General features: G+C 67.3%; 21 protein-coding genes. 8 read left to right on the top strand and 13 right to left on the bottom strand.

Going from position 1 to position 22766, the window contains the following annotated elements; all coding sequences use genetic code 11:
- Window position 1: 1 nt before the first annotated feature.
- Together PGN37_RS19010 and PGN37_RS19005 are read left to right on the top strand one after the other, a co-directional pair.
- Complete coding sequence (locus PGN37_RS19010; protein ID WP_335332554.1) at window positions 2-1531, top strand: DUF4185 domain-containing protein; 1530 nt, start codon at window positions 2-4, stop codon at window positions 1529-1531.
- Between the two features lie 29 nt (window positions 1532-1560).
- On the top strand, window positions 1561-2688 hold the full coding sequence (locus PGN37_RS19005) for an XdhC family protein (protein WP_335332553.1): 1128 nt from the start codon (window positions 1561-1563) through the stop codon (window positions 2686-2688).
- Here PGN37_RS19005 and PGN37_RS19000 read toward each other — a convergent pair.
- The gene (locus tag PGN37_RS19000; RefSeq protein ID WP_335332552.1) at window positions 2685-3515 is read right to left on the bottom strand and encodes an SDR family oxidoreductase; all 831 of its coding nucleotides are present in this window, start codon (window positions 3513-3515) and stop codon (window positions 2685-2687) included. The two genes, PGN37_RS19005 and PGN37_RS19000, sit on opposite strands and share 4 nt — an antisense overlap.
- 110 nt (window positions 3516-3625) lie before the next feature.
- On the opposite strand from PGN37_RS19000, the gene PGN37_RS18995 reads away from it, so the two are divergent.
- Together PGN37_RS18995 and PGN37_RS18990 are read left to right on the top strand one after the other, a co-directional pair.
- Window positions 3626-3790 (top strand): hypothetical protein, encoded by a 165-nt coding sequence (locus PGN37_RS18995; RefSeq protein ID WP_162938363.1) that lies wholly within the window; start codon window positions 3626-3628, stop codon window positions 3788-3790.
- Window positions 3790-5268 (top strand): alpha,alpha-trehalose-phosphate synthase (UDP-forming), encoded by a 1479-nt coding sequence (locus tag PGN37_RS18990; protein ID WP_335332551.1) that lies wholly within the window; start codon window positions 3790-3792, stop codon window positions 5266-5268. Before PGN37_RS18995 ends, PGN37_RS18990 begins: the two co-directional genes overlap by 1 nt.
- On the opposite strand, the gene PGN37_RS18985 is transcribed toward PGN37_RS18990, so the two are convergent.
- The 12 genes from PGN37_RS18985 to PGN37_RS18930 all read right to left on the bottom strand — a co-directional run bounded on the left by PGN37_RS18985 (window position 5255) and on the right by PGN37_RS18930 (window position 17092).
- Window positions 5255-5749 carry a mammalian cell entry protein gene (locus tag PGN37_RS18985; protein ID WP_335332550.1) on the bottom strand — a complete coding sequence of 165 codons (495 nt, stop codon included), beginning with the start codon at window positions 5747-5749 and terminating at the stop codon, window positions 5255-5257. The genes PGN37_RS18990 and PGN37_RS18985 overlap by 14 nt on opposite strands.
- Window positions 5749-6441, bottom strand: a complete 693-nt coding sequence (locus PGN37_RS18980; RefSeq protein WP_335332549.1) for a mammalian cell entry protein — start codon at window positions 6439-6441, stop codon at window positions 5749-5751. The genes PGN37_RS18985 and PGN37_RS18980 overlap by 1 nt, the downstream gene beginning before the upstream one ends.
- A 10-nt stretch (window positions 6442-6451) precedes the next feature.
- Complete coding sequence (locus tag PGN37_RS18975) at window positions 6452-8197, bottom strand: virulence factor Mce family protein (protein WP_335332548.1); 1746 nt, start codon at window positions 8195-8197, stop codon at window positions 6452-6454.
- Entirely contained in the window at window positions 8198-9367 is a 1170-nt protein-coding gene (locus PGN37_RS18970) for an MCE family protein (protein ID WP_335332547.1), read from the bottom strand.
- Window positions 9367-10764 carry an MCE family protein gene (locus PGN37_RS18965; RefSeq protein WP_335332546.1) on the bottom strand — a complete coding sequence of 466 codons (1398 nt, stop codon included), beginning with the start codon at window positions 10762-10764 and terminating at the stop codon, window positions 9367-9369. The genes PGN37_RS18970 and PGN37_RS18965 overlap by 1 nt, the downstream gene beginning before the upstream one ends.
- Window positions 10761-11819 carry an MCE family protein gene (locus tag PGN37_RS18960; RefSeq protein ID WP_335332545.1) on the bottom strand — a complete coding sequence of 353 codons (1059 nt, stop codon included), beginning with the start codon at window positions 11817-11819 and terminating at the stop codon, window positions 10761-10763. The genes PGN37_RS18965 and PGN37_RS18960 overlap by 4 nt, the downstream gene beginning before the upstream one ends.
- Window positions 11812-12822 carry an MCE family protein gene (locus PGN37_RS18955; protein ID WP_335332632.1) on the bottom strand — a complete coding sequence of 337 codons (1011 nt, stop codon included), beginning with the start codon at window positions 12820-12822 and terminating at the stop codon, window positions 11812-11814. Before PGN37_RS18955 ends, PGN37_RS18960 begins: the two co-directional genes overlap by 8 nt.
- Window positions 12823-12854: 32 nt before the next feature.
- Window positions 12855-14057, bottom strand: coding sequence for an MCE family protein (locus PGN37_RS18950; protein ID WP_335332544.1), 1203 nt, complete (start codon window positions 14055-14057; stop codon window positions 12855-12857).
- 12 nt (window positions 14058-14069) lie between these two features.
- Entirely contained in the window at window positions 14070-14912 is an 843-nt protein-coding gene (locus PGN37_RS18945) for an MlaE family ABC transporter permease (RefSeq protein ID WP_335332543.1), read from the bottom strand.
- A 31-nt stretch (window positions 14913-14943) separates the two neighbouring features.
- On the bottom strand, window positions 14944-15708 hold the full coding sequence (locus PGN37_RS18940) for an MlaE family ABC transporter permease (protein ID WP_335332542.1): 765 nt from the start codon (window positions 15706-15708) through the stop codon (window positions 14944-14946).
- A gap of 259 nt (window positions 15709-15967) precedes the next feature.
- Entirely contained in the window at window positions 15968-16888 is a 921-nt protein-coding gene (locus tag PGN37_RS18935) for a 3-oxoacyl-ACP reductase (RefSeq protein ID WP_335332541.1), read from the bottom strand.
- 12 nt (window positions 16889-16900) lie between these two features.
- Window positions 16901-17092, bottom strand: a complete 192-nt coding sequence (locus PGN37_RS18930; protein ID WP_335332540.1) for a ferredoxin — start codon at window positions 17090-17092, stop codon at window positions 16901-16903.
- 168 nt (window positions 17093-17260) lie between these two features.
- Here PGN37_RS18930 and PGN37_RS18925 point away from each other — a divergent pair, with 168 nt between their 5' ends.
- From PGN37_RS18925 to PGN37_RS18910, 4 genes are read left to right on the top strand one after another with little or no spacing between them, the layout of a single operon-like run.
- The gene (locus tag PGN37_RS18925) at window positions 17261-18442 is read left to right on the top strand and encodes an acyl-CoA dehydrogenase family protein (RefSeq protein ID WP_335332539.1); all 1182 of its coding nucleotides are present in this window, start codon (window positions 17261-17263) and stop codon (window positions 18440-18442) included.
- Window positions 18443-18455: 13 nt separating this feature from the next.
- Entirely contained in the window at window positions 18456-19565 is a 1110-nt protein-coding gene (locus PGN37_RS18920; RefSeq protein ID WP_335332538.1) for an acyl-CoA dehydrogenase family protein, read from the top strand.
- A 6-nt stretch (window positions 19566-19571) separates the two neighbouring features.
- Entirely contained in the window at window positions 19572-21095 is a 1524-nt protein-coding gene (gene fadD17, locus PGN37_RS18915; protein ID WP_335332537.1) for a long-chain-fatty-acid--CoA ligase FadD17, read from the top strand.
- A 23-nt stretch (window positions 21096-21118) separates the two neighbouring features.
- Window positions 21119-22762, top strand: coding sequence for an AMP-binding protein (locus PGN37_RS18910; RefSeq protein ID WP_335332631.1), 1644 nt, complete (start codon window positions 21119-21121; stop codon window positions 22760-22762).
- The last annotated feature ends 4 nt before the right edge of the window (window positions 22763-22766 follow it).

The following is a 22766-nucleotide window of genomic DNA, read 5'->3' as shown; positions in this document are numbered from 1 at the left end:
GGTGGTCTCCCCCGACCCGGCCGAGCCGCCCCGCGTCTCGTTGCGCTCGACGCTGCTGCGCGCCGCACCGGAGACCGCCGCGCCCGAACGTCAGATCGACAGACCCATCGACAGACCGGTCGTCAAGGCCGTCGTCGAGGTCGCCCGCAGCATGGTCGACTGGGCGCACCAGAAAGCCGACGCGGGGCAGGGCCAGACGGCACCGCCGCCGTTCCTGTTCGCGCTGCTGTCGGTGGCACGGCGCGAGCTCGAGACGCTGTCGGCCGCGCGCACCACGCGCGTCGCCACCGCGAGCCTGACCACCGACACTCCGCAGGCCGCTGCGCTGGCTGCCGCCGCGGTCACGCCGTACTCGCCGTGGCTGAACCCTCAGGTCAGCCCATCGACCAACTTCGTCAGCTGGGTGACCGGCGGCTACTCCTACGGCGACCCGTTGAAGGCCAACACGGTCGACCGGTTCAGCGTGTGGGGCACCGACGTCGGCACCATGTGGGACAACGGCATGGTCGACGACCCGACCACCCCCTACAACGAACACCAGGTGCTGATCGCCGTCGGCGACACGTTCAGCGGGCCCAACATGACGGGCCGGCACATCTTCAACACGCTGTTCCGCAGCTCTGACACCAACCTGAGCGACGGCATCACGATCCCCAACGGAGAGTGGTTCACCGGTAACTACTTCGGCGGTGCACCGCTGGACGGTCCGGTGAACGCGCGCCCGATCATCAACCCCGAGAAGTGGTTGCCGAGTTCGGTGACGATGATTCCGACCGCGGGTGTCTCGGTCAACGTGCCGGTCACCAAGGACACGCCGTACGGCACCATCCAGTACGTCAGCTACATGTCGGTCAGCAAGTGGGGTTCGGCGGGTAAGTGGACCACCAACTACTCGGCTATGGGCTACTCGACGGACAACGGCGAGAACTTCACCATCGACCCGAAGAGCATTCGCTACAACTCATTCCTCAGCGGCAACAAGAACTTCCAGCAGTCGGCCTTCGTCAAGGGCGATGACGGCTACATCTACGCGTACGGCACACCGAACGGTCGCCAAGGTGCGGCCTACCTATCGCGCGTGACGCCCGAGAACATCCTCGATCCCTCGAAATACGAGTACTACAAGGCTGCTTCGAAGAGCTGGCTGGGCACCACGCCCGCCAGCTGGGTGAAGGGGAATCCGTCGGCGGCGACGGCGATCATCGGAAAGTCCGGCGGTTTCCTGGGTTTCACCAAACCCGGCTACACGGTCAGCGAAATGTCGGTGCAGTACAACGAATACCTGGGCAAATACATCATCCTGTACGGCGATCAGAACAACAGCATCGTGATGCGGACCGCCGACACCCCCGAGGGCGCCTGGTCGGATGCCACCGTCCTGATGACTCAGCAGTCCGGCGGCATCTACGCACCGATGCTGCACCCGTGGTCTCCGTCCACACTGGGCACCGGGTCGGATCTGTACTTCAACCTCTCGCTGTGGTCGAGCTACAACGTGATGCTGATGCACACCGATCTGACCAAGGTGTAATGGGTCTTCACCGGGCTTAGACTGCGCACGTGCGCGACGTGCTCGACGAGCTGCTGACCGTCTGGCGGGCCGGCGGCACCGCGGGCCTGTCGACTGTGGTCCGCACGATGCGCTCCGCACCACGCCCGCCCGGCGCGGCCATGGTGGTGACCCCCGACGGTGCCGTTGCCGGCTCCGTCTCGGGCGGCTGCGTCGAATCCGCGGTCTACGAGGTGGCGGGCGACGTCGTGGCGAGCGGTCGCCCGCAGTTGCAGCGGTACGGCGTCAGCGACGACGAGGCGTTCGCCGTGGGGTTGACCTGCGGCGGCATCATCGATGTCTTCACCGAACCGGTGTCGCGCCAGACGTTTCCACAGTTGCAGGCCGTCGCCGACGACATCGCCGCGCATCGCGCGGTGGCGGTGGCCACCGTCATCGACCATCCCGACCCGCTGCGACACGGTCGTCGGATCGTCGTCGGGCCCGACTTCGCCGACGGCTCAGTGGGATCCGAGCGCGCGGACGACGCGATCGTCGACGACGCCAGGGGCCTGCTGGCGGCGGGTCGCTCCTGCGTTCTGAGCTACGGCCCGGACGGACAACGGCAGGAGGCCGGGATGGAGGTGTTCGTCGCCAGTCATGCCCCGCGGCCACGGATGATCATCATCGGGGCCATCGACTTCGCCACTGCGCTGGCCGCCCAGGCAGCCCTGCTGGGCTACCGGGTCACGGTCTGCGACGCCCGGCCTGTATTCGCCACCGCGGCGAGGTTTCCCGCGGCCGACGACGTGGTGGTCGACTGGCCGCACCGCTACCTGGCCGGGGAGGCCCAGCGCGGCGCCCTCGACGCGCGGACCGCGATCTGTGTGCTCACCCACGAGGCGAAGTTCGACGTGCCGGTGCTCGAGGTGGCGTTGCGGTTGCCCGAGATCGGTTACGTCGGCGTGATGGGATCGCGGCGCACCCACGAGGATCGGATGCGCCGCCTGCGGGACACCGGCCTGACCGACGACGACATGAGCCGGCTGTCCAGCCCGATCGGGCTCGATCTCGGTGCCCGCACCCCCGAGGAGACAGCGGTGTCGATCGCCGCGGAGATCATCGCCCACCGGTGGGGCGGTGAGGGCAGGCCGTTGAGAGCGACGCGCGGCCGCATCCACCACGACCAGAGCGACTAGTCCGCGACGACGCCGCGCAGACCGTCGGCCCCGAAGACCGGTTCAAGCAGCGCCGAGAAGTCGGGTCCGCGGCGCAGCATCATGCCGCCGTCGACGTTGATCAGCTGCCCGGTGATGTAACTGGACGCATCGCTGAGCAGGAACATCGCGGCGTTGGCGACGTCCTCGGCTTCACCGGGACGGGGCAGCGGGGTGGCCGCCGCGTAGTCACCGCTCACCTCGGGCGACATGAAGATCGCCGCCACCAGATCCGTGCGGATCAGGCCGGGGCGGATGCAGTTCACGCGCACCAGCGAGGGGCCGAGTTCGTCGGCGGCCAGCTGCATCAGGTGGTCCACGCCAGCCTTCGACACACCGTAGGCACCGAACCAGCGGTGGGTGTTGCTCGCCGCGATCGAGGAGATGCCGACGAACGATCCCCCGCCGCCGCGCACCATCGCCCGTGCCGAGTGCTTGAGCACGTAGAACGTGCCGTTGACATTGAGGTCGACCAGCCGCCGCCAAGCCTCGGAGTCCAATTGGGTGATCGGGCCGATCGTGTCGCTGCCGCCGGCGCAGTGGACGACGCCGTCCAGCCGACCCGTCCACGCCGTCGCCGCGTCGACCGTGCGGGCCACCTCGTCCTCGTTGGTGACATCGCCGGGCTCGTAGCGCACCGAGCCACCGATTTCCTCGACGGCCGCAGCCAGCTTGTCCGCGTTGCGGCCCATCAGCATCGCGTTCCCACCTGCCGCGACGGCCGCGGCGGCGACCCCTTTGCCGATTCCACTCCCGCCGCCGGTGACCAGCACCGTTCGCCCGGACAGCATCGCATCAGAGAGCTGCATCCACCCACCTTCCACCACATCAAAACGAGAACGTGTTCTAGTTATACGGCACCGGCTGCCGCCGCGAACGGGCTTCGGCTCCCGGGCCCACATTGGCTAGAGTTGTCCCCATGCCTGCCAAACCTGACCCCGCCGAGATCGGCGACGTCGAGCCCATCGCCGACAGCACCGAGCGCCAGGCGCGACGCGTGGTCGCCGCCTACTCCACCGACCCCGACGAATGCCGGGTCTTCTTGTCGATGCTCGGCATCGGACCGGCGAAGCTCGACGCATAATGCCTGATCCGAGCGGCCCAGACGACCGCTCGGGCCCAACCGCGTCGGCCGACTTCGTCGTCGTCGCGAATCGCCTCCCCATCGACATCGTCCGCCGGCCCGACGGTTCCACGGAGTACAAGCGCAGCCCGGGTGGACTGGTGACCGCCCTCGAACCGCTCCTGCGCAAGCGCAGCGGCGCCTGGATCGGGTGGCCCGGCGTTCCCGAAGAGGCCGACGACCCAAACAGCTTCGACGAACCCATCGAGCAGGACGGCATGACGTTGGTGCCGGTGCGGCTGTCCGCCGACGACGTCGCCGAGTACTACGAGGGTTTCTCGAACGCGACCCTGTGGCCGCTGTATCACGACGTGATCGTCAAACCGATCTATCACCGGCAGTGGTGGGACCGCTATGTCGAGGTCAACCGCCGCTTCGCCGAAGCGACGGCACGGATCGCCGCCGAGGGCGCAACGGTGTGGGTGCAGGACTACCAGCTGCAGCTGGTCCCGAAGATGCTGCGAATGCTGCGGCCGGACCTGACCATCGGCTTCTTCCTGCACATCCCCTTCCCGCCGGTCGAACTGTTCATGCAGATGCCCTGGCGCACCGAGATCGTCGAAGGCCTTCTCGGTGCCGACCTGGTCGGATTCCACCTGCCCGGCGGCGCGCAGAACTTCCTCATCCTGTCCCGCAGACTGGTGGGTGCCAACACCTCTCGCGGCAATGTCGGTGTCCGATCCCGCTTCGGCGAGGTGTTCGTCGGCTTCCGCACCGTCAAGGTCGGCGCGTTCCCGATCTCGATCGACTCCGGCGACCTCGACCAGCAGGCACGCACCCGCCGAATCCGGCAGCGCGCCAGGGAGATTCGCGCTGACCTCGGGAACCCGCGCAAGGTGTTGCTGGGTGTCGACCGCCTGGACTACACCAAGGGCATCGACGTGAGGCTTCGGGCGTTCTCGGAACTGCTCGACGAGGGCCGTATCGACCCGGAGGACACCGTCCTGGTGCAGCTGGCGACGCCGAGCCGCGAGCGGGTGGAGAGCTACATCGCGATGCGGGAGGACATCGAGCGCCAAGTCGGCCACGTCAACGGCGAGTACGGACAGGTCGGGCACCCGGTGCTGCACTATCTGCACCGCCCAGTGCCCCGGGAAGATCTGATCGCGTTCTACGTCGCCGCCGACGTCATGCTGGTGACCCCGCTGCGCGACGGCATGAACCTGGTGGCCAAGGAGTACGTGGCGTGCCGCAGTGATCTTGGCGGAGCCCTGGTGCTGAGCGAATTCACCGGTGCGGCAGCCGAGTTGCGGCAGGCCTACCTGACCAACCCGCACCACCTCGAGGGCGTCAAGGACACGATCGAGGCGGCGCTGACGCAGACCCCGGAGGAGGGTCGGCGCAGGATGCGGGCATTGCGTCGGCAGGTGCTGGCCCACGACGTGGACCGCTGGGCGCGCGCCTTCCTCGACGCGCTGGCCGACTCTAGATCGGCGTGATGTAGTTGATCAGCCACTTGCCGTCGATCTTCTGATAATCGATACGCAGGCGGCTGCCGTCGTAGATGGGCTGGCGGGATTTGTCGGTCACGGTGCGGTTCATGTAGACCATCACCGACGCCGAATCGCGTTGCGCCTCCAGCACTCCCACGCCCACCACGTTCGCTTGGCTGACCAGTTGACGGTCGCGCGCCTGCGGGATGATGTCCTTGGTGGCACGGTCTTCGAACTCGCGGCGGTAGCTCGGCGTCAGCAGCGGGTACACCTTGCCCAGGCTGCCCTCGACCGTCTGGTAGTCGTAGCCGAAGACCTGGGGAATCTGTTGTTGGGCAAGCGGAGCCAGCTCATCGCGAGCCGCCTGTTCACCCTGCAGCTGCACCCTGTCCCAGTAGAGCCAGCCGCCGATGCCACCGAGCGCCACCACGCCCAGCGACAGCAGCACGGCGACGGCGGCCAGCAGCCGCGCGGCCCACTTTCCCATCAGTTGCCGCCGTCGGGGTATTTGAGGTCGTAGCCCGTCATGTGCCCGTTGTCGTCCTCGTGCACGATCACCCGCATGCGGTAGGGCTGCGACGGCTTGTTGGTGCCGTCGACGTCGGTCACCGTCACGCGCGCGGACACCAGCACCGCGGCGTTGCCGCTGACCTGGTCCACCTTCTCGAGTGCGGCGCCGTTGATCACCGCTTCGGAGCTGGCGTTGGTGTCGCGGAAGATCGCCTTGAGATTGTCGACGTTGTTGCCCTGGCTGAGCATGTCGCGCAGCGGTCCGGTCGTGCCGTTGACGAAGCGGTTCACGCTGTCGTCGATGTCGTTCTGCGTGTAGCTGAACATGTTGACCACCAACTGCGAGGCCGTGTCGACGAACCGTTGGTCGCGCGCCAGCTCAGCCTCCTGGGCCCGCTGCTGGTGCAGCATCCACGCCACCCCGCCACCCAGCGCGCCGAGCAGCACGAGCAGGGTCAGCAGCGACACCAACGCGACGAGGCCACGGTTGGCCCGCCGGCGCGGCGGTGGCGCCGCCGACGCCGAGACGGAACGGCGGGCCGTGGTGGTCCCTGGGGTGTCGAGGACCACGGCGAGGGATTCCGGTTCGGTACCGGACGCCGGCCCGGCGGCGCGGGAGGCGCGACGCCGCGGGGGCCGGCTCGCTTCACGCGGGCTAGCTTCTACCAACTCGTCCTGCCTATAGCTGCTTCGGGGCCAACATCAGATCGACCCAGTTCTCTGCAGGCGCCAGTTTGTCAGTTCCACCAGCGAACGTGCCAGTTCCGCCGGCAGGGTCGACGAACTTGCCGTTCTGGTCGTAGGTCGCCATCGCGGGTCCCGCGGCCTGCGGCACCGGTGCACCCGGCTGCGGCACCGCCTCGGCGGGCAGCAGCGGGCCCGAGGGAGCCGCGGGAGCCCCGGGAGCGGGTGCCTCTGCGGGCGGTGCTGCCGGTGCGGGAGCAGCCGGCGGCGCGGGTGGGGTACGGCCGTACGGCGGCACCACCTGATCCGGCGGCGCGAAGTACGGCCACGGCGGAGGAGGTGTCCCCGGCTCGTTCGGCGGCACCGGAAGCGGGAACGGTGCGTGCGGGGCAGGGCCGGGCCCGGGCACCGCGCCCGGGGGCAGCTGCACCACCGGCGGGCCGGGATCCGGGTCCACCTGCGGCGGGATGAAGGGGAACTTGTTGGGCGGCAGGATGTTCCGTCCATCCTCGATCGGCGTGCCCAGCGGGACCGGCGGCCCGCGCCACGGGTTCGTGCCGATCGGCACGTAGCCCTTGGGGTCGCGACACAGCTGGATCGTCGGGGCGCGCTTGCCCGGGAACTCCTGGCACGGGTAGTTGCGCGCACCGCGCACCACCGAGGGATCGTTCTGCGGTGTCTTGCAGTACAGATCGGTCGGCAACTCGCGCAGCGTCGTGTCCGCCGGCGAGCGGATGGTCGTCGGCGGCAGGAACCCGACCGAGCAGGTGGGCGGATCGTTGAGATGGATCTTGAAATCGAGCTTGCCGCCCTCGTCGGCGGGCACGCCGCCGGCCACGGTGTTCAGGCCGGCCATCAGGGCCGGGAAGATCACGAGGGCCTGCTCGATCGACTTGTGGTAGATCGCCCCGATCCGGCCCAGGTTGGCCAGATTCGCCGCGAGCATGGGGAAATTGGGGCGGATGCCCTCGAAGGTCTCGTTCGCGACGCCTGCGGCGCCGGGGGCGGTCTGCAGCAGCGTACGCAGCTGTGGGTCAGCGTTGGCGACCTCGCCGGTGAACCGGGCCAGCCCGTCGGCCAGAGACCGGATGTTGTCACCGCTGGCGATCTGCGCGTCCAGGAACGGGCCGGCCTGGTCGATCAATTGGGTGGTCTGCCCGTAGTTGGCGTTGGCCTCGTCGACGAGAAGGCGCGCGGACTGGATCAGTCGGGCGAGCTCCGGCCCGGACCCGTTGAATGCCTTGAACGTTTCCCGCAGCAGGTCCTTGATCCGGCTGTTGCCGACGCTGTTGACCAGGGAGTCCGCCTGCTGCAGCAATCCGGCGATGTCCTGCCCGATCGCGGTGCGGCTCACCGGGATGTCCGCGCCGTTGCGCAGCTCGTCACCGGCGGGATCATCGGGTGGCACCAGATCGACGTACTGTTCGCCGACGGCCGAGACGCTCTTGACGGTCGCGGTCACGTTGGCCGGCACCGGCGTTCCGCTGTCGAGCCTCATGTGCGCGACGACGCCGTTGTCGGACAGGCCGACCGACTCCACCTGACCCACCGTGACACCGCGGTAGGTGACGTTGGCGTTCTGGTAGAGCCCGCCGCCCGCGGTGAAGTTGGCCGTCACCTGATAGGAGTTCAACCCGATCGCCTCGGGCACCCGTAGATAGAAGATCGAGATGGCGCCGACGGTCAACACGGTCACGACCGCGAAGATCGACAGTTGGATCTTGGAGAGCCTGTCCAGCATCTACGGTGTCCCCTCGTGCTGGGTGGCCGTTCCCGGCGCGATCTTGAAGGGGTCCGCCGCCTGACCCGAGAGGTTCGCCAGCTCGCCGGTCAGGAAGTCCGGGGGGTTGATGACCTCGTTGAGCCGCTTCATGTTCGGGTCGAGTCCGAGCGAGGTGGTGAACACCGTCTCGCCCAGACGACGCAGGGTCAGGTCGAACGTGACGAAGACGTTGAGGTAGTCGCCGCGGACAGCCTTGCGCAGGTACTGGTAGTGGAACGGGAACGTGGGAAGGAGCTCCAGGCTCTTGATGAGGTCGTCGGCGTTGTCGTTGAGTGACTTGACCACCGGGAACAGATCTTTCAGATCGGCGGCCAGGTCGACCTTGGTCTCGGCGAGGACCTTCGACCCCACCACGGCCAGTCGGCGCAGCGCGGTGAAGGTGTCGACGATGTTGGCCCGATTGCGGTCCAGCACATCGAGGGCCGCGGGCAGGGTGTCCAGGGTGCGGCCCAGACTGTCCTTGCTGCGCGAGAGGATGCCGGCGAAGCGGTCGAGTCCCTCGGCGGCAGAGATGATGTCGTCGGTCTGCCGGTCCAGCGAGGACGTCAGCTCCGCCAGCCGCGGGATCAGATCGGTGAAGGTGCCCTGCCGACCGACGACTGCGTTGTAGAACTCCTCGGTGATGTCCTGCAGCGCACCGAGATTGCCCTTGTTGACCACGACACCGAGCGACGACAGCACCTCTTCGGTGGTCGGATAGCGACCGGTGCGGTCCAGCGGGATGTTCGAGCCGTTCTCCAACCGGCCGATGGGCTTCTCGGGGGGATCTGCCAACTCGACGTGCTGGGAGCCCAGCAGCGAGGTCTGCGCGACCTTCGCGATCGCGTTGGCGGGCAGGTTGACGTCCTTGTCCAGCGACAGCTTCACCGCCGCGTAGAACGTCCCGTCGGGGCGCTGGACGGCGTCGATGCCCGACACACTCCCCACGGTCACGTCGTTGACCATCACCGGCGAGTTCTGGGGCAGCGTAGCCACATCCGGCAACTCGACGGTGACGGTGTAGGAACCCGCGCCGTGACCTGAGGTGCCCGGCATGTCGAGGGAGTTCAGCCCACCGAACTCGCAGCCGGACACCAACACCGTCAGGGTGCCCAGCGCGAGCGCGGGACGAATGACCTTGCGGATCATCAGTTGCCCCCCGTCGGAGCGGGTGCGGGTCCTGGCGCGGGACCCGGAGCGGGGCCGGCACCCTGCGCAGGCGCGGGACCGGGTGCCGGGCCTGAACCCTGAGTCGGTGCGGTCGGCGCGAACAGCGCAGCCAGATCCGCTCCACCGGGGGCGATCTGCGGCGGCGTCGTCCCCGGGGCGTTCTGCCACTGCAGATACGGCACCGGCGTCTGGGCCTTGGCTTCCGTCTCCGGGGTGTCGTACTGGATCTGCCCCTTGTAGGCGGTGATGCTGTTGATCGGGTGGAACAGCAGCGGCGGGAAGTTCATCGCGATGCGCTTGAACACCGGCCCCATCCGCTGGCGGCAGATCTCCGCGCGCTTGTAGTTGTCCGGGTTGGCGCCGATGTCGAAGGTGCCACCGCAGATGAACTGCACCGGATTGGCGAAGTTCGGCAGCGTCAGCAGACCGCCGACGGTGCCCTGCGCGGGGTTGTAGATGTTGTAGAAGTTGGCCAGGCCGTTGGGCGTGATGTGCAGGATCTGCTCGATGTCGTCGCTGTGTTCGGTGAGCAGGTTGGTGAAGTCCGTCAGCTTGGACACCTGGTCGATCAGCGCCTTGTTGTTCTCTCCCAGAAGGCCTTTGACGTCGGAGAGCGCCTGGTTCAACGTGCCCAGCGTGTTGTCCAGATCGGCGGAACTGTCGGCGAGTACCTGCGACACCGACGCGACGTGGTCGGTGAACTGCACGATCTGCTGGTTGCTGTTGGACAGCGCGTTGACGAGCACCTGCAGGTTGCGGATGGTGCCGAACAGGTCGGTTCGGGAGTCGCCGAGGCGCCCGGCGGTCTGGGACAACTCGCGGATCGCCGACCGGAACGAATCCCCGTTGCCGTCGAGGGTGTCGGCCGCCTGGTCGACGAACGCCTTCAGCGGTCCCTGCACCGAGTTCTGTTGCGGGCCGAGCTGACTGCTCAGTTGCGTGAGTTGCTCTTTGACCTCGTCCCACTCCACCGGGACGGCGGTGCGGTCGAGACCGATCTCGGCACCGTCGGCCATCACCGGGCCTCCGGTGTAGGCCGGCGCCAACTGCACGAACCGGGCCGCGACCAGGTTCGGCGAGATGATCAGCGCCTGCGCGTTGCCCGGGATCTTGACCCCGTCGTCGATGGACATCGTGATCTTGACGTCCTTGGCACGCGGTTCGATCGAGTCGATGCGCCCCACCGGGACACCGATCACACGCACCTCGTCGCCGGAGTACAGGCCGACCGCCGACGGGAAGTAAGCGACCACCTTGTTGCCGCCCCGCGACGGCCACACCAGGTACACCGCCGACACCAAGGCGACGACGAGCACGGCCGCCAGTGCGATACGCAGCACGCGACCCTTCGAGGAGGACGAATCTGATTGCGTCATGGCGACTTCGGCCTGATGATCAGCCGCTCGGAGATGAATCCGCGCAGGTAGTCGGCAAGGCTGTCAGGCAGTTTGCCCGGCTGGAAGTAGGTGTCGAGCAGGACTTCGGACAGCGTGGCGGGCGGCAGACCGTAGAGGTTGATCTGGAATCCGGGGCCCGAGCCGACCACTTCGCCGAGCGCGGTCGCATACGGCGGCAGCCGCTTGAGCGCCTCACCGATGTGCTCGCGCCGTTCCAACAGGTTGTCCATCACCAGATTCAGCTGCTTCAATACCGGGCCGAACTCCCGCTTGTTGTCGGCGACGAAACCCGAGAGCTGTTGGGAGACATCGTCGATCCCGCCGATGAGATTGCTGAGCGCCTGGCGGCGCTCGTCGAGAGCAGCGAACAGCATGTTCCCGTCGATGATGAGCTGGTTGACCTGGCCGGACCGCTGCGCCAGCGTGTCGGTGACCCGCTTGGCGTGGGTGAGCAGCTGCTCGAGGGCCTCGTCGCGCTTGTTCAGGCTTCGCGACAGGTTCGTGACGCCGTCGAGGGCACCACGCAGCTGCGGCTTGGCATCGCGCAGCGAGTCGGTCAGCGTCTGCAGCGCCTGTTCGAACCGCGGCTTGTCCAGCTCGCTGGCGTTCTGCCCAAGATCCTGCAGCGCCGTGTTGAGCGTGTACGGAGTCGTGGTGCGGCCCACCGGGATCGACGTCACCGAACCGCCGCCCTTGGGCGTCACAGCCAACGACTTCTCGCCGAGCACGGTGTCGGTCTTGATCGCCACCAACGACTGGTCCCCGACCCGGATCTTGCGGTCGACGGTGAACGTCACCTTCGCGGTGTCGCCGGCCAGCGCCACACTCTTGACCTTGCCGACGTTGATCCCGGAGACGTTGACGTCGTTACCCGGGGAGATGCCACCGGCGTCGGTGAAGAACGCCTCGTACGGCTTGCCCTGCGGCATGAACGGGAGGTTGCTGTAGCCGAAAGACACCAGGACCAGGCAGGTCACCAGCACGATGCCGAAGATGCCGGTGCGCAAGGGGTTTCCACCGTCAGGTCTAGCCATTCTCAGAGCACCTCCCCTTCGACGGGTCCGGTGGGCCACCGAACGGGATCAGGATGTCGCTGCCGGCGGGCCCGTTGATCTTCATGCGGATCGAGCAGTAGTAGATGTTGAAGAACGAGCCGTAGGCGCCGAGTGCGTTGAGCCGCAGGTAGTTCTCCGCGAGCGGCTCGATGACCTTGTTGATGTCGCCCTTGCGCTCGTCCATCCGCTGCGCCAGAGGCCGCACGTTCTCCAGCACACCCTGCAGCGGTCGGCGGCTCTTCTCCAGCGTCTCGGTCAGATCGTTGGTGGCCGAGGCCAGCGGGCCGATGGCGCCGGCGATCGGATCACGGCCCTGCGCCAGCCCGGTCAGCACCTTCTGCAGTTTGTCGACGGTGGCGTCGAACTCGGCGCCCTTCTCGTCGACTGTGCCGAGCACCGTGTTCAGATGGGTGATCAGGTCTCCGATCAGCTGATCACGCGCAGCCAGATCCTGGGTGAACGCGCTGGTGGAGGACAGCATCTGAGACAGCGCGCCGCCCTGACCCTGCAGCAACTCGATGATCGCGCTGCTGACCTCGTTGATCTTCCGGCCGTCCAGGCCCTTGAAGACCGGCTTCAGTCCGCCGAGCAACGCATCCAGATCGAGAGCCGGGGCGGTGTTGGTGATGGTGCCACCAGGTGGGAGTTTCACCAGATCACCTGGGCCCGAGGCGATCTCGAGGTACCGGTCGCCCACCAGGTTTTCGTAGCGGACCAGCGCCTTGCTCGAGGTGTAGAGCTGATAGCGCTCGTTGAGGCTGAAGGCGACGTCGACGGTGTTGTCGTCGTTGAGCTTGATGTCCTTGACCGCCCCGACGGGCACACCGGCGATGCGCACGTCCTGACCGGCCTTGAGCCGCGAGGCATCGGTGAAGGTCGCGTGATAGTCCTTGTCCGAACCGAAGCGGAACTCGCCGAACACCACGACCAGCATGCCGGCGACGAGCAGCATCACGACGGTGAAGACACCGACGTTGATCATGGTGCGGTCCTGCGCACCGAGTCTGCGCGCCACTAGAAGTCATCCCGTTCGGCGAAGGCCCCGTTGAACAGGAACTGCAGCGTCGAGGGTGCGTCGAACTGCAGCTCGGTGTTCGGCTGGTAGGGCACGTAGGCGTTGTCGGTCACGAGGAACGGACTGTGGTACCACGATCCGCCGAACTGCTTGCTCGGAGCATCGGGCAAGCCGCGGCAGTTCGGACCGCCCGAGGCGTTCACAAGGGGCAGGCTCTCCGGATAGGTGTAGGCCGGCGAGCCCGGGATGAAGTTCGACGCCACGAACAGGCCGGGCCGGATACCACCGATGATCGGCGCGAACCGGTCGATACCGATCGAGATGCCCTTGAGCAGGCAGCCGAACTCCGGCGAGTAGTCACCGAGAACCTTCAGCGGCGCACGCAACCGCTGGATGGCGGCGATGAAATTGTCTGCCGCCGGTTCGAGGGTGTCGGCGGCGTTGTTGCCCAGCCCGGTGGCCGCCAGCAGCGTCGCGTTCAAGTTGTCCTGCTCGTCGACCACCGTCTTGCTGACCGTCGGCGCGTTGTCGAGGATCGTCGCCAGATCCGGTGCGGCATCACCGTAGATGTTGGTGACGATCGCCGCCTTGCGGAAGTCGTCCTGCAGGGTCGGCAGCTTCGGATTGAGCTGCTGCAGATAGTAATTGAGTCCCGACAACCCGGCACCGAGGTCGTCTCCGTGCCCGCGCAGACCCTCGGCCAGCGCCGACAGAGTCGCGTTCAGATTGACCGGATCGATCTTGCCGAGCACGTCGGTCAGCGTCTGGAACAGCGTGTTGACCTCGAGCTGAACGTCTTTGGTCTGCACCTGGGTGCCTGGCCGCAGCGACGTCGAATCCGGATTCTCGGGGGTCAGGAACTCCACCGACTTGGCACCGAAGATCGTGTTGCCGGCGATGCGGACCGGCGCATTGCTCGGGATGTAGCGCATGTCGTCGCTGCGGATCGCCAGCGTCAACTTGGCGTCCTGACCTGCGTAGTCGATCGATTCGACCTCGCCGACCTGAATGCCGCGGTACTTCACCTTCGCCTTGGTCTCCATCACCAGGCCGGCACGCGGCGAGAGCACCGTCACCTTGTCGGTGGAGGTGAAGGCCGCGGTGTACGACAGGTAGGTGAACACCACGGCGGCGAGCACCACCACGGCGAGAATCGCCGCAGCGATCCTCACGTGGCTGCGCTTGGCGTCACCGTTGGCCATGAAGCTGTCGTCCTATCCGGAGAGGTTGAAGTTGCCCGAGGCGCCGTAGACCGCCAGGGAGATGAACAGAACGATCGTCACCACGACGATCAGCGAGGTCCGCACGGCTTGGCCCACCGCGATGCCCACGCCGACCGGGCCGCCGGAGGCGTTGAAACCGTAGTAGGTGTGCACCAGCATCACCGCCACCGACATGACGATGGCCTGCAGGAACGACCACAGCAGATCGCTGGGCACCAGGAAGGTGTTGAAGTAGTGGTCGTAGAGGCCCGCGGACTGGCCGTTGATGTAGACGGTGGTGAAGCGGGCGGCGAAGAACGCCGCGAGCACCGACAGCGCGTAGAGCGGAACGATGGCGATCAGCCCGGCGATCAATCGGGTCGACACCAGATACGACACCGCGTGCACGGCCATCGATTCCACGGCATCGATTTCCTCGGCGACGCGCATCGCGCCGAGCTGGGCCGTGGCACCAGCGCCGATGGTCGCCGCAAGTGCGATGCCCGCGATCACCGGCGCCACGATGCGCACATTGAGGAAGGCCGACAGGAATCCGGTGAGCGCCTCGATGCCGATGTTGCCCAGCGACGAGTAGCCCTGCACCGCGATCACGCCGCCGGAGGCCAGGGTCATGAACGCCGCGACGCCGACCGTTCCGCCGATCATCACCAGAGCGCCGGTGCCCATGGTCATCTCGGCGATCAGCCGGATCGTTTCCTTGCGATATCTCGTGACCGCGTTGGGGATGTACTTGACCGACTCGCCATAGAACAGCGCCTGCTCGCCCACGGTGTCGACGGCGCGCGGCACACCGCGGAACGCGCGCCGGAAGCGGAGGGTGAGGTCGTAGCTCATCGGAGCCTTCTGCTCTTCGCGCAAGCGCTCATCAGCGGGCCAGCACTCTCACCCCGACCGCCGTCATGATCACGTTGATCACGAACAGGCAGATGAACGCGTAGACCACGGTCTCGTTGACCGCGTTGCCGACGCCTTTGGGGCCGCCCTTGACGGTCAGACCGCGGTAGCAACCCACCAGCCCGGCGACGACACCGAACAGCAGCGCTTTGATCTCGGCCAGCACCAGCTCCCCGAGCCCGGTCAGCACCGTCAGCCCGTTGATGAACGCGCCGGGGTTGACGCCCTGCAGGAAGACCGAGAACACGTAGCCGCCGGCCAGACCGATCAGGCAGACCAGGCCGTTGAGGAGCAGCGCCACGAACGTCGAGGCCAGCACGCGGGGCACCACCAGCCGCTGGATGGGGTCGATACCCAGCACGCGCATGGCGTCGATCTCTTCGCGGATCGTGCGGGCCCCCAGGTCGGCACAGATGGCGGTCGCGCCGGCTCCGGCGACGACGAGCACCGTCACCACCGGCCCCAGCTGCGTGATCGTGCCGAACGCGGTGCCGGCGCCCGAGAGATCCGCCGCACCGATTTCGCGCAGCAAGATGTTCAGGGTGAACGCCACCAGAACGGTGAACGGGATCGCCACCAGCAGGGTGGGGACCAGAGACACGCGGGCGATCATCCACGTCTGATCGAGGAATTCGCGGAACTGGAACGGTCGGCGGAAGGACTTGACGAAAGTGTCCAAGGACATCTCGACGAACCCGCCCACGGCCCGCGCGGGCGCCGCAAGCTGTTCGATCAACCTGTGCTCCGATCTCGGTCCGAAGGTGTCGAAACGTACGCCTGGCGAACTCTTACCGAGAAGCTGCCTGCGTGGGGTTCCCACCCCTGCGCTCAGCGCTGCCTCCCGTGAGCCGGATCATACTAACTAGAACACGTTCGCACTGTCAAAGATCGCAAATCGGCTGCATATTGATATATTCGCGCTGTTCAAGGCAGGTGTGACGTAGGTCATTCTAGAACACGTTCTACCTGCGCAGTAGCTGTGACAACAGAGACTGTCAGTCTCGGTCGCCGAGCCCCATGGCCGCGGAGAAGCTCTTCTCCGGATCACGATCAGCAAAGTATTCCTGCAAGGACGCTGACAACGCGGACGGGTCCCACTCGTCTCCGTCGGCACTGAACTGTTTCTCGGCCGTCGGCGCCGCGAGGAGCGTCACCGTCGGACCATAGACGATGAACAGCTGCCCGTTGACGGCTTCGGCGGCAGGAGATGCGAGGAACCGCACGAGGTTCACGACGTGCTCGGGTGACAGCGGGTCCACCGAGCCGTCCGGCAACTCCGGTGCGTCGCCGAACACGCCGGCCGTCATCGCCGTCCTGGCCCGCGGAGCGATCGCATTCGCCCGGACGCCGAAGCGCCCGAGAGCGCGAGCCGCCGACAGCGTCAGCGCAGTGATGCCCGCCTTCGCCGCGCCGTAGTTGGGCTGACCGACAGGGCCGGAGAGACCTGCCTCCGACGAGGTGTTGATGATCCGGCCATACACGGTTCCGTCTCCGGCCTTGGCCTTAGACCGCCAGTAGGTCGCGGCATTGCGCGTCAACAGGAAGTGCCCCCGCAGATGCACGTTGATGACCGCGTCCCACTCCTCGTCGGTCATGTTGAACAGGATGCGGTCGCGGGTGATGCCGGCGTTGTTGACCACGATGCCCAGACCGCCCAGACCATCGGCGGTCTCGACGAGTTCGTCGGCGGTGGAGCGCTCGCTGATGTCGCCGGCCACGGCGACTCCCTTGGCACCGACCTGGGCGATCTCGTCGAGAACGTCCGAACGGTCCAGTGCGGGGGCGATGTCGTTGACCACCACGGTGGCTCCCGCCCGGGCGAGCCCGACGGCCTCCGCCCGGCCGAGCCCCGCGGCCGCCCCGGTGACCACCGCGACGCGTCCGGACAGATCGATATCGGCTGCAGAAGATGTCACTTACGAATACCTCTAGTCGTGCCGGATCAGGGCGGCTCGGGGGCACTCGACGATGGCCTGGTCGGCCACCGCCTCCTCCCCGTCGGGCACGGGGTCGGCCTTGACCACCGCGTAGTCCTCGTCATCGAGGTCGAACAGGTCGGGCGCTATTCCGACGCACACGGCGTTGCCCTCGCAACGGTCGCGATCCACTTCCACTCGCATGACTTCCTCCTGACGGTTTACGGCTGTGGGCCGGTTCGCAGAGCACCCAGTGTGGCACCAGCCTGGACCCCAAGACTAGAACGTGTTACAACCGGGGAAGACCTGAGGTATCCACGCGGGCGTCCGGGACGGCACCGGGTACAGGCTCGCAGACTAGTGAGGATCGCGATGCGGATCGGCTACACCCCCGAGCAAGAGGAGCTGCGGCGCGAGCTGCGCGCGTATTTCTCGAAGCTGATGACCCCCGAGCGTGCCGAGGCGCTGGCGAGCAACGACGGCGAGATGGGACGCGGGAACGTCTACCGCGAGACCGTCGCCCAGATGGGCAAGGACGGTTGGCTGACGCTGTCGTGGCCGAAGGAGTACGGCGGCCAGGCGCGACCGCCGATGGACGGCCTGATCTTCAACGACGAGGCCGCCATCGCCAACGTGCCGGTGCCGTTCCTGACGATCAACAGCGTGGCGCCGACGATCATGCATTTCGGCAGCGACGAGCAGAAGAACTTCTTCCTGCCCAAGATCGCCGCCGGCGAGCTGCACTTCTCGATCGGTTACTCCGAACCCGGCGCGGGCACCGACCTGGCCTCCCTGCGCACCACCGCGGTGCGTGACGGCGACGAGTACGTGATCAACGGGCAGAAGATGTGGACGTCGCTGATCGCGTACGCCGACTACGTGTGGCTGGCCGCGCGCACCAACCCCGACGCCAAGAAGCACCGCGGCATCTCGATGCTGATCGTGCCGACGACGGCCGAGGGTTTCTCCTGGACACCGGTGCACACCGTCGCGGGCGTGGACACCAGCGCGACGTACTACCAGGACGTCCGCGTCCCGGTGAGCAGCCTCGTCGGCGAGGAGAACGCCGGCTGGAAGTTGGTGACCAACCAGCTCAACCACGAACGGGTCGCCCTGGTGTCGGCGCAGCCGATCTTCGTCGCCCTCGGCGCGGTGCGCGAATGGGCGCAGAACACGAAGGACGTGCACGGCAACCGGCTCGTCGACGCGCAGTGGGTGCAGCTCAACCTTGCGCGGGTGCATGCCAAGGCCGAGGTGCTCAAACTGATCAACTGGGAGCTCGCGTCCACTGAGGACGCGGCGCCCTCCCCCGCCGACGCGTCGGCAGCCAAGGTGTACGGCACCGAGCTCGCGACCGAGGCCTACCGGCTGCTGATGGAGGTGATGGGGACCGCGGCGACGCTGCGTGCCGACTCCCCGGGCGCGCTGCTGCGCGGCCGGATCGAGCGGATGCACCGGTCCTGCCTGATCCTCACGTTCGGCGGCGGCACCAACGAGATTCAGCGAGACATCATCGGCATGGTGGCGCTCGGGCTGCCCCGAGTGAACCGGTAAAGGGAGCTTCGACATGGATTTCTCGACGACAGAGGCCAGTGATGATCTCGGCGGCCTGGTTCGCACCATCACCGAGTCGGTGTGCACGCCAGAGCATCAGCGGGAACTCGACGGGCTGGGGCCGCAGCAGGGCGGTCGGTTCGATGATGCCCTGTGGCGCAAGCTGATCGACGCCGACATCCTGTCGACCACCGCACCGGAAGCGGTGGGCGGCGGCGGTTTCGGCGTGCTGGAGGAGGTGGCGGTGCTCGTGGCGCTCGGACGCCAGCTCGCGGCCGTGCCGTACCTGGAGTCCGTGGTGCTGGGCGCGGGCGCCCTGACCAGATTCGGCTCCGATGCCCTCGCGCAGGAGTGGGCCGCACCGGCCGTGCGGGGAGAGAAGATCCTCACGGTCGCACTCGACGGTGAGATGGGCGAGGGCCCGGTCCGGGCGCGCACCGATGGATCCACCGTGACGTTGTCCGGCTCCAGGACGCTCGTACCCTTCGCCCCGAAGGCCGACGCCTTCCTGGTGCCGGCCGAAACCGATTCCGGCGTCGGTGTTTTCCTGGTCGCCGCGAGCGAGCCCGGGCTGACCGTCGCCGCACTGGACACCACGGGACTCGGCAGCGTCGGAGCGCTCGATCTGCACGAGGTCACGGTGCCCGCGGATCGTCGCGTCGGCGGGCCGGAGGTTGTGGACTGGCTCATCACCCGGGGCGGGCTCGGCCGCAGCAGCTATCAGCTCGGTGTCGTGGAGCGTGCCCTGGAGATGACCGCCCTCTACGCCCGGGAACGTGAACAGTTCGACAGACCCATCGGCAGCTTCCAGGCGGTCTCGGCCCGGCTGGCCGACGGCTACATCGACATCAAGGGGCTGCGGCTCTCCGTGACCCAGGCAGCATGGCGGGTGTCGGAAGACCTGGCCGCCGACATCGACGTGGCCAGTGCCGCGTTCTGGGCTGCCGAAGCGGGACATCGAGTGGCCCACACCGCCGTTCACGTGCACGGCGGCGTGGGGATCGACACCGACCACCCGATCCACCGCTACTTCCTGGCCGCCAAGCAGACCGAGTTCGCGCTCGGCGGCGCCACCGGACAGTTACTGCGTATCGGCCGCGAACTGGCCGACACGCCGGCCTGAGACGCGGTGGGCGCCCCCGTCGCATCCACCGTCGCCGCCCTGCTCGCGCCGTTGGCCGATGTCCAGGACGGCGGCGTGCACGGCATCGACGGTTCCGGGCAGGTCTCGTTCGTCTCCTGGCGCGATCACCTCATCGATGCTGCGGCGCTGGCCGCTGCGCTGCGCGCACGCTTGGACCCGGATCGACCACCGCACGTCGGCGTGCTCGCGGGGAACACACCGTTCTTCTCGCGGATGCTTGCCGCCGCGGCGATGTCGGGCATCGTCCCGGTCGGGCTCAACCCGACACGCCGCGGAGCGGCGCTGCAGCGCGACGTCGACCACGCCGACTGCCAGCTGGTACTGGCCGACCGCGACAGTGCCGTGCCGGGAATCGCGGCGATCGACGTCGAATCCTGTTCGTTCACAGCCGAACTGAACAGCCACGCCGGGGCCGACGTGGAATTCCACGACGCCGCCCCCGACGACCTGTTCATGTTGATCTTCACCTCGGGTACCAGTGGCGATCCGAAGGCGGTCCGCTGCACGCACGAGAAGGTCGCCGTCCCCGGTCTGATGCTCGCCCAGCGGTTCGGTCTCGGCCCGTCCGACACCTGCTACCTGTCGATGCCGCTGTTCCACTCCAACGCGATCATGGCCGGCTGGGCTCCGGCGGTCGCCGGCCGGGCCTCGATTGCGTTGCGGCGCAAATTCTCCGCGTCGCAGTTCTTTCCCGACGTCCGCAGGGTCAACGCCACCTACGCCAATTACGTCGGTAAGCCTCTGTCCTACATCCTTGCCACACCTGAGCGCAGCGATGACGCCGACAACCCATTGCGGGTGGCCTACGGCAACGAAGGCGCGCCCAGGGATCTGAGCCGGTTCGCGCAGCGCTTCGACGTCGAGGTCGTCGACGGATTCGGGTCGAGCGAGGGCGGCGTCTCGATCGCGCGCACTCCCGACACCCCGCAGGGCGCGCTGGGGCCGCTCGTTGGCGGGGTGAGCATCGTCGATGTCGAGACCGGAGACGAATGCCCGCCCGGGGTGATCGGCGAGCTGGTCAACACCGCGGGACCCGGCCAGTTCCGCGGCTATTACAACGATCCCGAGGCCGACTCCGACAGGTTGCGTGGTGGCGTCTACCACAGCGGCGACCTCGCCTACCGGGACGACCGAGGGTTCGCGTATTTCGCAGGCCGACTGGGTGATTGGTTGCGTGTCGACGGCGAGAACCTCGGCACTGCCCCGATCGAACGCATCCTGATGCGCTGTCCGGGTGTGACCGAGGCCGCCGTGTACGCCATTCCCGACGACTCCGTCGGCGACCGGGTGATGGCAGCACTGGTGCTGCCCGATCCTGCGGCGTTCCGGCCGCAGGACTTCATCGAATTCCTCTGTGCACAGGATGATCTGGGGTCCAAGCAGTGGCCGGCGTACGTCCGCGTGGCCACCGCACTGCCGCGCACCGAGACGTTCAAGGTGATCAAGAGGCAGCTGTCGGCCGAAGGCACCGACTGCGCCGATGCCGTGTTCGAGATCGTCCGACCGTGACCGGGCACGCCGATATCGCGTCGATGCTGCTGGCGCGCTCCGGTGATCCACATCCCGGGTTACGCACGCGCGAGCAGCTCTGGACATGGGACGACGTGGTGTCGTGTTCGGCAGCGCGCGCGGCGATGGCGAGTGCGGAGCGGTCTCGAATGCCTGTCGGCACACCGTTTCACATCGGGGTGCTGCTGGCCAACGTGCCTGAGTTCGTGTTCTGGCTCGGTGGCGCGGCCCTGGCCGGCGCCACCGTCGTCGGCCTCAATCCCACCCGCGGCGCGCAGGATCTGGCGGCCGACATCCGGCACGCCGACTGCGCGATGATCGTCACCGACTCCGCGGGCGCCGACCGGCTGCGCACCCTCGATCACGGCGTCGACGCCGCACGGATCTGGCGCATCGACGACGAGCAGTACCAGCGCCTCGTCGGCGATCACCGCGGCGCTGCTGCGGTCGTCGCACCCGGTGTCGATGCCGCCACGTTGCTGCTGTTGCTGTTCACCTCCGGCACGACCGGCACGTCGAAGGCGGTTCGGTGCACGCAGGGTCGGCTGGCCCGCATCGCGTACGCGGCCACCGAGAAGTTCGGCCACCACCGTGGCGACGTCGACTACTGCTGTATGCCGTTGTTCCACGGCAACGCATTGATGGCGCTGTGGGCACCGGCCCTGGCCAACGGTGCCACGGTCTGCCTCACGCCATCGTTCTCGGCGTCGGGCTTCCTGCCCGACGTGCGCTTCTTCGGCGTCACGTTCTTCACCTACGTCGGCAAGGCGCTCGCCTATCTGCTGGCCACACCCGAGCTCCCCGACGACTCCGACACCACGCTGCAGCGCGGCTTCGGCACCGAGGCCTCGCCGGAGGATCAGAAAGATTTCCGTCGCCGTTTCGGCGCGGACCTGTTCGAAGGCTACGGATCCAGTGAGGGCGGCGCGGTGGCCACACCTGATCCGGATGCGCCGCCCGGTGCACTGGGGCGACCCGCGCACCCGGACGTGGTCGTCGTCGATCCCGACACGCTACGGCCCTGTCCGGCAGCGACACTCGACGACGCAGGCCGTGTTCGCAATGCTGACGACGCGATTGGTGAAATCGTCGACCGCCGCGGCGCCCGAGACTTCGAGGGCTACTACCGCAACGATGCCGCCGAGGCCGAACGCACCCGCAACGGCTGGTACTGGTCGGGCGACCTCGGCTATGTCGACACCGGCGGGTTCCTGTACTTCGCGGGTCGGCGCGGCGACTGGATTCGCGTCGACGGCGAGAACATCTCGGCACTGACCATCGAACGGGTGCTCCGCCGGCACCGCGACGTCATCGCCGCGGCGGTGTACGGCGTGCCCGATCCACGCTCCGGAGATCAGGTGATGGCCGCGGTGGAGGTGGCCGAGCCGCGGAAGTTCGACGTCGATGAGTTCGCGCGATTCCTCTGTGCGCAAGAGGATTTGGGGGACAAAGGTGCGCCTCGATTGCTGCGGGTGTCGGCCGACCTCCCGGCGACAGGATCGAACAAGGTGCTCAAGCGGGACCTGCAGGCGCAGCGCTGGCACACCGATGAACTGGTTTACCGCTGGGTCGGACGGGGTGTGCCGGCCTATCGGGTGATGACCGTCGTCGATCGGGACGCGCTCGACGCCGAATTCGGCGCGCACGGAAGGGAACGCCATGTCTGATCGG

The sequence above is a fragment of the Mycobacterium kyogaense genome, assembly GCF_036946525.1.
In the GTDB taxonomy this organism is placed as follows: domain Bacteria; phylum Actinomycetota; class Actinomycetes; order Mycobacteriales; family Mycobacteriaceae; genus Mycobacterium; species Mycobacterium kyogaense_A.
This window is presented reverse-complemented; position numbering and strand designations above follow the sequence as displayed.

Coding starts and splice junctions, on each gene's coding strand:
- PGN37_RS19000 (WP_335332552.1), bottom strand. CDS start 3,515: ATGCAGCTCTCTGATGCGATGCTGTCCGGGCGAACGGTGCTGGTCACC.
- PGN37_RS18995 (WP_162938363.1), top strand. CDS start 3,626: ATGCCTGCCAAACCTGACCCCGCCGAGATCGGCGACGTCGAGCCCATC.
- PGN37_RS18990 (WP_335332551.1), top strand. CDS start 3,790: ATGCCTGATCCGAGCGGCCCAGACGACCGCTCGGGCCCAACCGCGTCG.
- PGN37_RS18985 (WP_335332550.1), bottom strand. CDS start 5,749: ATGGGAAAGTGGGCCGCGCGGCTGCTGGCCGCCGTCGCCGTGCTGCTG.
- PGN37_RS18975 (WP_335332548.1), bottom strand. CDS start 8,197: ATGCTGGACAGGCTCTCCAAGATCCAACTGTCGATCTTCGCGGTCGTG.
- PGN37_RS18970 (WP_335332547.1), bottom strand. CDS start 9,367: ATGATCCGCAAGGTCATTCGTCCCGCGCTCGCGCTGGGCACCCTGACG.
- PGN37_RS18965 (WP_335332546.1), bottom strand. CDS start 10,764: ATGACGCAATCAGATTCGTCCTCCTCGAAGGGTCGCGTGCTGCGTATC.
- PGN37_RS18960 (WP_335332545.1), bottom strand. CDS start 11,819: ATGGCTAGACCTGACGGTGGAAACCCCTTGCGCACCGGCATCTTCGGC.
- PGN37_RS18955 (WP_335332632.1), bottom strand. CDS start 12,822: ATGATCAACGTCGGTGTCTTCACCGTCGTGATGCTGCTCGTCGCCGGC.
- PGN37_RS18950 (WP_335332544.1), bottom strand. CDS start 14,057: ATGGCCAACGGTGACGCCAAGCGCAGCCACGTGAGGATCGCTGCGGCG.
- PGN37_RS18945 (WP_335332543.1), bottom strand. CDS start 14,912: ATGAGCTACGACCTCACCCTCCGCTTCCGGCGCGCGTTCCGCGGTGTG.
- PGN37_RS18930 (WP_335332540.1), bottom strand. CDS start 17,092: ATGCGAGTGGAAGTGGATCGCGACCGTTGCGAGGGCAACGCCGTGTGC.
- PGN37_RS18925 (WP_335332539.1), top strand. CDS start 17,261: ATGCGGATCGGCTACACCCCCGAGCAAGAGGAGCTGCGGCGCGAGCTG.
- PGN37_RS18920 (WP_335332538.1), top strand. CDS start 18,456: ATGGATTTCTCGACGACAGAGGCCAGTGATGATCTCGGCGGCCTGGTT.
- PGN37_RS18910 (WP_335332631.1), top strand. CDS start 21,119: ATGCTGCTGGCGCGCTCCGGTGATCCACATCCCGGGTTACGCACGCGC.